The sequence below is a fragment of the Flavobacterium frigidum genome, from assembly GCF_048286735.1.
Taxonomy (GTDB): Bacteria; Bacteroidota; Bacteroidia; order Flavobacteriales; family Flavobacteriaceae; genus Flavobacterium.
On the sequence record NZ_JBLVPU010000012.1, the window covers coordinates 63,913 to 76,375 of the forward strand.

General features: G+C 33.5%; 14 protein-coding genes. 1 reads left to right on the forward strand and 13 read right to left on the reverse strand.

Features of this window, described 5'->3' with window-relative positions; all coding sequences use genetic code 11:
- Positions 1-60: 60 nt before the first annotated feature.
- The 9 genes from ACNQGO_RS08835 to ACNQGO_RS08875 all read right to left on the reverse strand — a co-directional run bounded on the left by ACNQGO_RS08835 (position 61) and on the right by ACNQGO_RS08875 (position 8,311).
- Positions 61-1,482, reverse strand: coding sequence for an SDR family oxidoreductase (locus ACNQGO_RS08835; RefSeq protein WP_417985033.1), 1,422 nt, complete (start codon positions 1,480-1,482; stop codon positions 61-63).
- A gap of 230 nt (positions 1,483-1,712) precedes the next feature.
- Positions 1,713-2,312, reverse strand: a complete 600-nt coding sequence (folE, locus tag ACNQGO_RS08840; protein WP_417948080.1) for a GTP cyclohydrolase I FolE — start codon at positions 2,310-2,312, stop codon at positions 1,713-1,715.
- Positions 2,313-2,362: 50 nt separating this feature from the next.
- Positions 2,363-3,046, reverse strand: a complete 684-nt coding sequence (locus tag ACNQGO_RS08845) for an SDR family NAD(P)-dependent oxidoreductase (RefSeq protein ID WP_417985034.1) — start codon at positions 3,044-3,046, stop codon at positions 2,363-2,365.
- A 57-nt stretch (positions 3,047-3,103) separates the two neighbouring features.
- The gene (locus tag ACNQGO_RS08850; protein WP_309758573.1) at positions 3,104-3,388 is read right to left on the reverse strand and encodes a TIGR03643 family protein; all 285 of its coding nucleotides are present in this window, start codon (positions 3,386-3,388) and stop codon (positions 3,104-3,106) included.
- A 52-nt stretch (positions 3,389-3,440) separates the two neighbouring features.
- Positions 3,441-4,925, reverse strand: coding sequence for a cryptochrome/deoxyribodipyrimidine photo-lyase family protein (locus ACNQGO_RS08855; protein WP_417978929.1), 1,485 nt, complete (start codon positions 4,923-4,925; stop codon positions 3,441-3,443).
- A gap of 8 nt (positions 4,926-4,933) precedes the next feature.
- Positions 4,934-6,235 (reverse strand): DASH family cryptochrome, encoded by a 1,302-nt coding sequence (locus tag ACNQGO_RS08860; RefSeq protein ID WP_417985035.1) that lies wholly within the window; start codon positions 6,233-6,235, stop codon positions 4,934-4,936.
- A complete protein-coding gene (locus ACNQGO_RS08865) occupies positions 6,211-6,345 on the reverse strand; it encodes a DUF2256 domain-containing protein (protein ID WP_417944634.1) in 135 nt (44 codons plus the stop codon). The genes ACNQGO_RS08860 and ACNQGO_RS08865 overlap by 25 nt, the downstream gene beginning before the upstream one ends.
- Complete coding sequence (locus ACNQGO_RS08870) at positions 6,345-7,652, reverse strand: ABC1 kinase family protein (protein ID WP_417944633.1); 1,308 nt, start codon at positions 7,650-7,652, stop codon at positions 6,345-6,347. The genes ACNQGO_RS08865 and ACNQGO_RS08870 overlap by 1 nt, the downstream gene beginning before the upstream one ends.
- On the reverse strand, positions 7,652-8,311 hold the full coding sequence (locus ACNQGO_RS08875) for a TetR family transcriptional regulator C-terminal domain-containing protein (protein WP_309757017.1): 660 nt from the start codon (positions 8,309-8,311) through the stop codon (positions 7,652-7,654). The genes ACNQGO_RS08870 and ACNQGO_RS08875 overlap by 1 nt, the downstream gene beginning before the upstream one ends.
- Before the next feature lie 116 nt (positions 8,312-8,427).
- On the opposite strand from ACNQGO_RS08875, the gene ACNQGO_RS08880 reads away from it, so the two are divergent.
- Positions 8,428-9,342 (forward strand): TIGR01777 family oxidoreductase, encoded by a 915-nt coding sequence (locus ACNQGO_RS08880; protein WP_417985036.1) that lies wholly within the window; start codon positions 8,428-8,430, stop codon positions 9,340-9,342.
- Positions 9,343-9,344: 2 nt separating this feature from the next.
- Here ACNQGO_RS08880 and ACNQGO_RS08885 read toward each other — a convergent pair whose 3' ends face one another.
- The 4 genes from ACNQGO_RS08885 to ACNQGO_RS08900 form a co-directional block, all read right to left on the reverse strand.
- Positions 9,345-9,884, reverse strand: a complete 540-nt coding sequence (locus ACNQGO_RS08885; protein WP_417985037.1) for a YceI family protein — start codon at positions 9,882-9,884, stop codon at positions 9,345-9,347.
- A gap of 178 nt (positions 9,885-10,062) precedes the next feature.
- Positions 10,063-10,614, reverse strand: coding sequence for an acyl-CoA thioesterase (locus tag ACNQGO_RS08890; RefSeq protein WP_417985038.1), 552 nt, complete (start codon positions 10,612-10,614; stop codon positions 10,063-10,065).
- Entirely contained in the window at positions 10,615-10,980 is a 366-nt protein-coding gene (locus ACNQGO_RS08895; RefSeq protein WP_417944628.1) for a 6-phosphogluconate dehydrogenase, read from the reverse strand.
- 7 nt (positions 10,981-10,987) lie between these two features.
- Positions 10,988-12,358: a DNA recombination protein RmuC gene (locus ACNQGO_RS08900; protein ID WP_417978938.1), complete on the reverse strand. Its 1,371-nt coding sequence runs from the start codon at positions 12,356-12,358 to the stop codon at positions 10,988-10,990.
- Positions 12,359-12,463 lie beyond the last annotated feature (105 nt).

Consider the following 12,463-nt stretch of genomic DNA (forward strand, 5'->3'; position numbering starts at 1 on the left):
TGTATAAATAGTTCAATCTGTATGGTCCTTGTTCTAGTAGACATTGAAAAGGATATTTTTTTATTCCTTAATTAATTTATTGAGCATTCCATTAAAGATAAAACCATGGAAAGGTAAAACAGAGTACCAATAGAGTTTACCCCAAATTCCTCTGGGTCTAAAAGTAGCTGATTGGTATAAAGTTTGATTTATAATTTTAAATTCGAGCCAGGCTTCTCCCGGAAGTTTCATTTCGGCAAACAAAATAAGTTTACCCTCTTCCTTATTGGCATACAAAACCCTCCAAAAATCCAAAGCGTCTCCAGAATGTATATCGTGTCTGTTGGTTCTTCCTCGTCTGGAGCCCACACCACCGTATAATTTATCAATAAAGCCACGTAAGTTCCAGAGCCAATCTCCATAATACCAGCCTGAGTCGCCACCTATAGACCAAATTTTGTTGATGGTAAACTCCCGATCAATAAGTTCCATTTTTCGACGGTCGATAAAACAATCCTTTTTGGGAACTTTTAAGTAGCCCGACATATTAGTTGTAAAACGACCACTCACCAAGGAATCTTTCCAACTGGATGCTACTTTATCTTCATCAACTTTGATCAAAGCACGTGAGAGTCCTTGTTGGTAAGTCATAGGCGTTACGTGCAGCAATTCATTAATTCGGGTATCACTACAAACTACTTCTACTTTCATACTGCTGACTAACGCAGATGCCAATCTGTAAGACGTTGAAGTTACAAAATACAACCAGTAGGAGGACAATTTAGGTGTCATTACTGGCACAGTAAAAATCCATCGTTTTAGATGTTTTGCTTCTGCAAAACCCAAAAGCATTTCTTTATACGTTAATATATCTGGTCCGCCAATGTCGAAACTTTGGTTGTAAGTAAGCGGATTTAATAGTGATTTAGATAAAAATTCAAGCACATCAGGAATGGCAATAGGCTGACATCTGGTATTGAGCCATTTTGGGGTAATCATAACGGGCAGCTTATTTACTAAATCCCGAATAATATCAAAGGAGGCGCTTCCTGAACCTACTATAATCCCAGCTCGTAAAGTGGTAGTGGCAAATGAACCTGTATTTAAAATTTCTTCTACTTTTTTTCTTGAGGACAAATGTTTTGATAACGATGTATCGTTTACAATACCACTCAAATAAATCACCTGTTTCGCTTTGGTAGTATTCAAGCGGGTTACAAAATGATGCGCGGATAGGCTCTCAAGTTCATCATAATTAGCGTCAGATCCTGACATGGAGTGAATCAAGTAATACGCAGCATCAATCTCATCGGGTATCGCTGTTAATGTATCTTCATCAAGAAAGTCAACTTCTATGATTGTGATATGGCTGACGCAGTCAATTGGACAATAAAATCTATTCTTATCTCTTACACAACAGATTATTTCGTGACCTTGTTCTACCAATAATGGTAAAAGTCGCTTCCCGATATAACCTGTTGCACCTGTTAAGAGAATTTTCATAATATTTAACTTTAGTAACTTAAAAATAAGATAAATAAAAGGTGTTATTTTTTGTATCCTAACGAAAATTTAAACCATACTTTGAATAAAATAGCTATAATGTAATTTAAAGCGAAGTCCTAAAGTATCATTATACAAACACTTCTCTCTATATTAAAAAAATAGATTTGTAATTAAAGAGCAACAATTTTTTTTGTCTTAATCCATTGTCTAACCCTTGTAAAGTAAAGTTAACTCAATTTATTTGAAAGAAGACTAATAAACTCTTTCCTTGTTTTATCTTTCTCAAAAGCACCTGTAAATGAAGAGGTTGTCGTGACAGAATTTTGTTTTTGAATCCCACGCATCTGCATACACATGTGCTGTGCTTCGATTACAACTGCTACTCCAAGTGGGTTTAAAGCATCCTGTATACAATTCTTTATTTGGTCTGTCAATCGTTCTTGCACTTGCATTCTTCTGGCAAAAGCATCAACCACTCTAGGAATTTTACTTAAACCAACAATCTTTCCATTTGGAATATAAGCCACATGTGCTTTTCCAAAAAATGGTAACATATGATGCTCACACATCGAATAGACTTCGATATCTTTTACCACAATCATTTGTTTGTGATCTTCTGTAAACATAGCTGATCTCAATATTTCTAATGGATCGAGCCCATAACCATGTGTTAAGTACTGCATGGCCTTAGCAACACGTTCCGGAGTTTTAAGTAAACCTTCGCGGTTTACGTCTTCGCCTAAGTTTTCAATAATTACTTTATAATTATCAGCTAGAGCATCCGTTATTTCAGTATCGTATTGTTCAATTTTCTCGTAACTTTTCATTTCTTTTATCATTGTATTCTGTATTTCAATTTTATGGTAATCAATTTTTTTTAAATTTTAAATGTAACTATTCCATAGTCCATTTCAAATATTTGACCGGATATGGATTTAGCATTTTCAGAAATTAAGAAGTGGGCCATGTTCGCAACTTCTGCAGGTTTTAGATAGCCTTTCATTGGGTGGCGTTCTATCATGTTTTCTTTCATACGGTCGTTTCTTAGAATACCAGCTGCAAGAGATGTTTCGGTAATAGTTGGTGCTATAGCATTGATGCGTACAACCGAAGCTAGTTCAGCCCCCAATGATTTTACCAATCCTTCGACACCCGCTTTTGCAGTAGCGATGCTCGCGTGAAAGGGCATCCCTAATTTTGCCGCTACTGTGCTGAACAGAACGATTGAAGGATCTGTACCTTTTCTTAGAACAGGTAAATATTTTTGAATGGCCTTCACTGCACCAATCACATTAATTTCAAAATCGTTTTTGAAATCGTCAATGCTTAAACTTCCAATAGGTTTCAAGTTAATAGAACCCGGGCAATAAATCAAAGTGTCTATCGCTTCAATTTCAGGAAGTGCTTCTTTTAAAACATCTACCGAAAAATGTTTGAGGTTGGGGTGTGTGATCTCAGGAGCATTTCTGCTGATGTTGTAAACTATGTTTGTTTCTAATTGTTGCAACAAAATGGCACTACCAATTCCTTTACTACCACCAATGATTACTATATTTTTCATATCTATTATTAATCAGTTATATAAATTAAGGGCAAGTTTATTTATAGGTATCTAAAATTATCTTTTTGAAATTTTATTGTTATTGATTTGTCGCTGCATGGTACATTTAAAACGACCCTCGCGGAATTCGCGTAATTTTTCATGTTTGGTTTTACGACCTTGCACACGTTCACGCCACATTCTAAAACTAGACGGTTTCATTTCGGTTCGCATCAAGTTGATTACTTCCTGCTCTTTTAATCCAAATTGCAGTAAAATAGCATCAAAAGTGGTTCGGTCCTCCCATGCCATTTCGATGATTCTGTCTTTTTCTAAATCGGTAAGTTCTTTTTTTGTGGTCACGCTATTTTAAATATTAAATTCTTGTACTTGTTTAAATTCGGTTTGTTAAATATTATTCACTATCGCCAATATCTGCCATAGTATGTAATCGTAATATTCGGGTACTTTCTTCTTTTACCAGTGGGTTTTTCTTCATTTTCCATAAAAAATCACTAGCAAATTTCCGTGTTCTTTCCATATTCACAATAGGTTTTGGATAATTGACACCAACTTCAAAGTCGTTAAATTTTTGATCCAAATACGTCATTTTATACGGTTCATGAATAAAAGCACGGGGTAAGCTTCTTAATTCTGGAACCCATTTTCTAATGAATTCACCTTCAGAATCGTGTTCGTAGCTATTTTTTATCGGATTGTAAATACGCAACATATTAATGCCTGTTTCACCCGCTTGCATTTGCAACTGCGGAAAATGGATACCTGGCTCAAAATCTAGAAACATTTGTGATAAATGTTGTGTTGCTTGCTGCCAAGGTTGCCATAAATTATGAGTAAAAAAGGAAACTAACATCGCTCTCATCCTAAAATTTAGATAACCAGTTTCATTTAGGCAGCGCATACAAGCATCTACCAATGGGAATCCTGTTTGTCCCGTTTTCCAGGCAATAATGTAATTTTCATTCACTTTTTTATCCAAAGAATGAAAACCTTTATTTACGCTTTCGAACTCCATAATTTCCTCCATTTCAAATTTTTGTATGAAATGAGCTTGCCAAGTCAGTCTGGATAGGAACGAGTCTATTTGTTTTTTATCATTGCAGTGTAATTTAAAGGTGGCTGCTTTTTGTAAAACTTGTCTAGAGGATAAATTTCCCCAAGCTATATAAGGTGACAACCTGCTGCAACTTTTTCGCGCTAGTAAGGGTTTTGATATGTGAGAACTATAATTATGATAGCGTTCATCAAAAAAAGTCTTGAGGTATTTCTCGGCCATAGTAGCACCTCCTTTTTGGAAAATGGTATCAGGGACAGTTGCTAAATCTGCTTTTTCGAAAACAGTTTCTAGTTCATTGATTTCCTCAACACTGATATAATGATCTGGTTTTGGATCAAAGTCAAACTGCGGCTGATTCATATAATCTTCCCATTTAGAAACCCAATTATTTCTGTTTTTGAGAGCTCTAAAAATACCATTATTGATATTTTCTTCCCAGTTGATTAAATTATTTTTACAGAAACGTTTAAAGGTTTTATCTCTTTCATAGGTGATTTTCAAACCTGTTTCTTGGTGAGAATATACATTGTCAATTTTATAAGTTTCCTCTAAAATATTAAAAACTTGAAGTACTTCTGATGAAACGGCTAGCACTTTAGTATTGGATTTTTCCAATTGCTTGTTGATATCTAACAGAGATTGCTTTATAAAATTCCAATGTCTCTTGCTGTAATGGGAATCATTTTCTAGTGATTTTTCGAAAACATAAAGAAACAAGGTCGGAATACCTGTTTTAGTTGCATTAAAAATTGCTTCGTTATCTTGTAAACGAAGGTCTCTTTTAAACCAAACTACATTTATATGTTTTTTATTTATACTCATCTATTTTTTTAAAATAATTTTTGTTGCAGCCACAATTTCTGAAATTTAAATTGCCCGTCATAATTGGATGCTTGCAACTTGATATTAAATTTACGATCTCTAGGGTCGTTTCCTACTCCTGAAACATACATCCAGTTTCCGTAGTTGCTGTGTACATCATAATCTACAAGCATGGCTTCAAAATACGCTGCTCCAATACGCCAATCAATCAGTAAATCTTTGGCAAAATAAGACGCTACATTTTGTCTGCCACGGTTACTCATGAAACCTGTTTCGCGTAGTTCGATCATATTGGCATTTACAAATGGTTCTTTTGTGGTCCCGTTGATCCAACCCTTTATCGCTAATTGATTGTTTTTCCAATCGTAATCTCTATCTAATATTCCACCAATTTTAAATATGGTGTCTCCATTTTTCAAGGAAATGTATTTAAAATAATCTCTCCAAATCAATTCAAATATCAGCCAATAAGTAGATTCGTTTTTTTCTATCTCTTCTTCATAATTCAGAATCTCCCAATAAATCCTTCTAGGCGAAAGTGTACCGTTTGCCAACCACGGTGAGAACTTAGAACTAAAATCGGCTCCTATTAAACCATTACGCGTCAGTTTGTAAACGCTTAATTTTTTGGTTTCCCAAAAATAATTTTTCAGTCTTTTTAAGGCTTGATTTTCACCACCTAAAAATGGAAATGCTGATCTTGGATCTGGGATAAAAGCATCAAAACCAAGTTTTTCTAAAGTCGGGATTTCAGTTGTAATTTCCTGCCAGTTTTGCTTGGGTAATGCGAGTATTTCAAACTCTTCTCTTACCTTAGAACGTTTTTCGCATTGATTTCTAAATTGTGTAAAAACATTTGGAATCGACTCTATAGAAAACGGAATATCCTTTGGATGAAATAAAAACTGATTGTACGTTCCCAAGAATTTGGTTTCCTTGCAATTTGCTTTTACAGCTTCAAGTACTTTAGATTCCTCACTGGTCCATTCGTTTTGAAAGTAAACAGTCGTGATGTCATGCTCAGTACTAATTTGTGGAACTACTTTTTCAGGCTCATCAAAATGGACTAAAAGCGGAATATTTAATTTCGACAAATTCGATCTTAGTTCTGCTACTGATTCGATTAGGAATTTAGCTCTAAATTTTTCTGTCTTTTTAAAACCAAATCGAGATTCTTCAAAATGTCTTGGATCAAAACAATATACCGCGATCACGCTTTCATTATTTTCCACAGCATTAAATAAGGATTCATTATCATGAACTCTTAAATCATTTCTAAACCAGATTAACCCTTTTTGTTTCTTTTGCATTTTTCGCTACAATATTTTACTTCATCCCAAACCTTTTCCCATTTCTTGCGCCAATCAAATGGTCTGTTGCAGACCAAGCACATTTTAGAGGGTAGGTTGCCTTTTTTCACTAGTTGTATATCTTATATTCGTTAACCACTATAGTTGCTTTTAGATCAAACATCAAATTGTATAATCCAAAAAATGTACGGTTCATATAGATAAAGTGTTTCGATCCACGATTACCATTCATTTTTTTCAAATTCGTATCCTTCGAAAAACGCTCCCCTAATTGTGCAATACTGTCAAAAAATGATTCATCAGAAAAATCAAAAGTTTCTGCTTGGAACGGTTTTGTAAATAAGGATAATAAGTCATGAAACATATCCGTGAAATAAGCTATTTCTTCTTTGGTATCATCCGTTCTTAATATTTCTAATTCAAATAATTTGGCATTAAAAATTTTGGGATCGTTGATTACTTTTTTGTCAATCAATTCAAAATAAGGCGTGTAAAAATCATTAGGAATCTGTTTCATACAACCAAAGTCTAATGCGACTAATTCATTGTTATCGTTCACTAAGAAGTTCCCAGGATGTGGATCAGCATGTACTTTTTTCAAAATATGAATTTGATACATATAGAAATCCCATAAGGCTTGACCCACTTTGTTAGCTATATCTTTATTGCTATTGGATTTTGCAAATTCAGAAAGGTGATTTCCCGTCATCCAATCCATAGTGATGATTTTTTCTGTCGAAAATTCAGGATAATATCGTGGAAAAACAAGATTTTCAATTTTTTCGCAAGCTGCAACAACTTCTTGGCTTTGTTTTAGTTCTAATAAGTAATTGGTTTCTTCAATTAGTTTGTCTTCTACTTCTTTAAAGTATTTATCAGAATCTTTGCCTTGTAAGTTAAACATCCTAATAGCAATAGGTTTTACCATGGATAAATCTGAAGAAATACTGTTGGCAACACCCGGATATTGAATTTTAACGGCTAGTTTTTTGCCGTTTTTTACCGCCACATGTACTTGCCCAATACTTGCTGCATTTACAGAATTAGCATTGAACTCGTCAAAAATTTCATTTGGTGTTTTCCCAAAATTATTTTTGAATGTTTTCAAAACCAATGGCGCTGATAAGGGCGGAACTGAAAATTGCGATAATGAAAACTTTTCAACATAGGCTTGTGGCAAAAAACTTTTGTCCATGCTTAGCATCTGCGCTACTTTTAAGGCACTTCCTTTTAAACTTTTAAGTCCATCATAGATATCTTCAGCATTGTCTTCGTTTAATTTATCACGTGTCAAGTCAGAGTTTACTATTTTTTCTCCGTAGTACTTCAAATAATTTACGCCCACTTTTGCACCAGTTTGCACCAGTTTAGTAGCTCTTTCAATTTTTGAAGTTGGGATGTAGTCAATTGTTTTCATTATTTATTGTATATTTTTTCTTTGAAAATGAATTTTCCAAAGTCAATTAAGCTGTCAATAGGAGCAATGTTCATCAATTCAAATGTTGCTTTCACTGATTTTTCGATATAAATATCTGTTTTCTCAAATGCTGGAGAGGAATCATCTAACCAAAACTTCATAGTCAACAAAAGCTGAATCCAAGACGTTTCAATAAATGTTTTTTCTTGGAAACTTTGAAATCGTTCTTGTTGCGTTCTAAAATCGTCTGTGATAATTTCGATTAAGAAATTTTTGTAGCTATTTCTTAAACCCGATAAAAGCGCTAATTTTTTTAATTGATTGTTGTGTTCCTTTAAGACCATTACAACATAACTTCTGTTGGCTGTAAGGATTTCAAAGAAGGTAAAGTAAAAACTGAGCATTTTACTCCTCATATCATACATCTCGTATTCCTTATTTTTGTGCAGTAAATCGATTGTTTTCTCAGTAAACATTTTGAAAATTTCTTTTTCGATACTTTCTATAGTTCCAAAAAACGCGTAAAATTCTGTTTCTGTAAAATCATTCAGTTTTGTAAAATGATAAACTGACTTAGGTTTTTCACTGTTTTCAAGTACATAATTCATGTACATTGAAACTATTTTATCCTTTGTGATGCTTGATTTTTTAGTTGCCATTTTTATGTATTTCAAATTAGAGTATAAAGGTAGTAAATGTTTAACTATATATTAATAAAGTTAAACAAAATTTAATATAATTTTATATCGTTATAAATTGTTAGTTTTACACTACTATGAAAAAAAATGTTTTAATAAGTGGAGGTTCTGGATTTATTGGGGGTCATTTAGCAAGTTTATTAGTTTCAAAAGGATACTCTGTTTCTATACTGAGTAGAACTGAAAAACAAAATAGAGATGGTATTTCTTATTACAAATGGGATGTTGCCAAAATGACAATTGATGAAAACGCAGTTTTAAAAGCGGATTTTATTATACACTTGGCTGGTGAAAATATTGCAGAAAAAAGATGGACAGCCAAACGAAAAGCTGAAATTATCGATAGTAGAGAGCAGTCTACTCAACTGTTGTATTCGGTGTTAAAAAAGAATAATAAGAAACTAGAAGCCTTTATTTCAGCATCAGCAATTGGTATTTATGGTGCTGTAAATGGACAAGAAATTTGTACAGAACAAATGACGCCTGCTAATGATTTCTTGGGTTATACCTGTCAGAAGTGGGAAGAGTCACTAGATTTTATAGAAAATTTAAACATTAGAACGGTTAAAATTCGTACCGGTTTAGTGTTGGGAAAAAACGAAGGTTTTTTGAGTAAACTGGTTCCGCTTTTTAAAAATAGATTGGGTTCCGCTATAGGCTCCGGCGAGCAATACATGCCATGGATTCATATTGATGATTTGTGTGGTATGTATTTGCAAGCGATTTTAAATCCTACAATGGAAGGTGCTTATAATGCAGCTATTTTAGATGATACCACTAACACTATCTTTTCTAAAACCTTAGCCCGCATATATGGATATTCGATATGGTTGCCCAATGTTCCTGCTTTTATTCTAAAATTGGTAATGGGCGAAATGGCGGTTATTGTTTTGACAGGACGCAGGGTTTCATCTGATAAAATTGAACAAGTTGGTTTTCAATTTAAATTTAAAAACTTGGAAGTTGCATTAAGAGATTGTTTAAAAAAATAAGTTTATTGTAGGACGCAACTGACTGTAATTTTCACTGTTTTGGATATTTTAGTATCTACTATGGCGGGAATTTTGATGTTAAAATCAGCTGTGTTTACTATAACTGATGTCACAAGTTCTAATCGGTTGTCTATTTTTTTCAAAAAACCGACACAGTTTATTTTTTTAGTTTTACCATGAATAGTAATTTTCCCGTTGATTTGATGCTGTTTTGCAGTTGAAGTACAATTTTTTAAATCAAATTTTTCGATTCTACCCTTGAAAATAGCTCTAGGATACTCGTTGCTTTCTAAGTAATTATCGTTAAAATGTTCTTGCATCAAACTTCTTTCAAACTGAAAATCCTTAACATACATCCAACAAGTAAAATCACCAGTTTTAGTTATTAAAACACAGCTTGCTTTTTTATTAATAGCTTTTACTTCTTCAAAAAATGGAATAGAGGCTTCAAAAGATACGTTTGCACGATCTGTCATCATTCTTTCTTGAGCAAGCAGTTGCACGGCAAAAAGTAAAAGTAACGCTATTGTAATTTTTTTCATAGAATTGATGAATTAAATTACTTAAAGTTACAAAAATTATTTTTTAAAACATAAGACTTTGACGACTAAAAAATAAATAAAATGTATTATTTTGTACGTTTTAATTAAAAAAAAAGGAATTTTATTTAATGTTTTAGCAGTGTTTCTTGATTTTATTTAGAACTAACGTTTGCTTAAGTTAGTCTTGTATTTCTAATTTAACGTTGTATTTTTTTAAGTTTTCTAGCGTCGCTACTGAGTTGTAATCAAATTTTTCTTCGTGCAGTTCTTTTTCTTTTTTCAACTCTATTTGTTTGATACAATTGCAAAAGCGGCGCACTTCATTTTTATTAGATAAAATTAATCCTGGAACAAGCATACTATTGCCTAGCTCGTCCTTGGCAACCATCGTAAAATAAGAGGAATTGCAATGTTTGATTGTTCCTGTTTGTATATTCTCGGCTTCTACACGAATGCCAATAACCATAGCACTTTTACCAACATAATTTACAGAAGCTTTCATAGTTACTAGTTCGCCAACTTCTATAGGCTTAAGAAAATTTACAGTGTCTACGGATGCCGTTACACAATAATTTCCAGAGAATTTTGATGCACAGGCAAAAGCAATTTGATCTAACAAAGACAGTATGTAACCTCCATGAATCTTTCCGCTAAAGTTAGTGTGCGACGGAAGCATTAATTCTGAAATACTGATATTCGATGAAGCTACAGTTTTAAAGGTCCTATTCATTTATTTGATTTTGAAAGGCGAGTTTACTTTTTTTACGGCTACAATAAAGTAGCGAGTGTCTCCCCACCACGGAAACGTTCGGTAGCGCTCCACATAGTTCACTTGAACATATTGACCTTCCATATCTTTTAAATCAGCAATCACTTTTTCTTCACTATCCATCACAGAAAAAGTAAAAATCTGTGCTCCAGAAATTCCTTGACTAATTTCACCTTCCCAAGTTTTGAATGCAACTCCTTTGTGACTGACCTTGATCAACTCACCAGATCGCACGCCTTCACTGTAGGTTGCTGTGTATAAAAAGCCAAAATATCCTGCTACTGCTACTACAAGGATAACTGTGATAATCAATAAAATTTTTCTCATTTTAGATTTAGTTTAAAAGTTTATTTTCGTCTTTTTCTGCTCGGTTTAAAATGCTTTCAGGAAGTGCTTTTTTAGCTTTAGCCCCCATTTTTTTTAATTTCTCGACACTTACAATTAAGTTTCCTTTGCCTTCTACCAGTTTGTTCATGGCACCACTATATTCTGTTTTGCTTTCGTCTATTTTTTTTCCGATTTTGATTAAATCACCCACAAAACCTTCGAATTTATCATATAAAGCACCAGCCTGCCTAGCAATTTCGAGTGCGTTTTCTTGTTGCTTCTGGTTGGTCCACATGCTGTCAATAGTTCGCAAAGTAGCTAATAAAGTGGCAGGAGTAACTATGACAATGTTTTTCTCGAATGCCTTGTTGTACAAACTAGTATCCTCATTGAGTGCCAAAGCAAAAGCAGGTTCGATAGGAATAAATAATAATACAAAATCTGGGCTTTCAATTTGGTATAAATCCTGATAGTTCTTGTTGCCTAATTGCTCTACGTGACGTTTTATAGAATTAACGTGTTCTTTTAAAAAACCAACTTTTACCTCGTCGTCCTCTTCATTGATATATTTTTCATAGGCAGTTAAAGAAACTTTAGAGTCTACAATCATTTTTTTGCCATCTGGTAAATTGATCACTACATCAGGGAAAACGCGGTTTCCATCAGCAGTTGTAAAGGCTTGCTGTACTTCATACTCTCGTCCTTTTTCTAAACCTGATTTTTCTAGCACACGTTCCAGCACGAGTTCGCCCCAATTGCCTTGCATCTTGCTATCCCCTTTTAATGCTTTTGTCAAGTTGATAGTTTCTTTGCTCATTTGGATATTCATTTCTTGCAATCCCAATATTTGTTGACGCAAAGCGGCATGGTAATCGATGCTTTCTTTGTGTGTGTCTTCGACTTTCTTTTCAAACAATTGAATTTTATCCTGCAAAGGGGACAAGATATTTTTCATGTTTTCCTTGTTCTGTTCAGTGAATTTATTCGATTTTTCCTCTAATATTTTATTGGCTAGGTTCTCAAATTCTTTCGTGAATTTTTCTTGAAGTTTTTCTACTTCTTCTTTTTGTTCTTTGTTTCGTTCCCAAAGATTCTCAAAATCTACTTCCTTTTTTGAGAGTTGAATTGCAAGACTGTCCTTTTCACTTCTGATATTTTCTTTTTCAGTATTGGATGTTTTTAATTGTTTTTCAAAGGCTATTTTCTCCGTTATAATTTGCTCTTTTAGTTGATTAAACTGTGAACTGGAAGCAATGAGTTTCTCCTCTAAACTAATTTTTTCGGACTGGAATCGTGCAGCGTATAGCATCTTACCAAGGAAAATACCTATAGCGAGCGCAACTATGAAAATCAATAAAAATGGAAGCATATTTGACATAAAATTTCTTTTTGTAAGTTTGTAAAAATAAAGAAAAGTTTTCGAGTTTCTTTTGAGAAATCAAAATCTTATTTATTTTTTAGCATTCATTAAATTATAAATTTA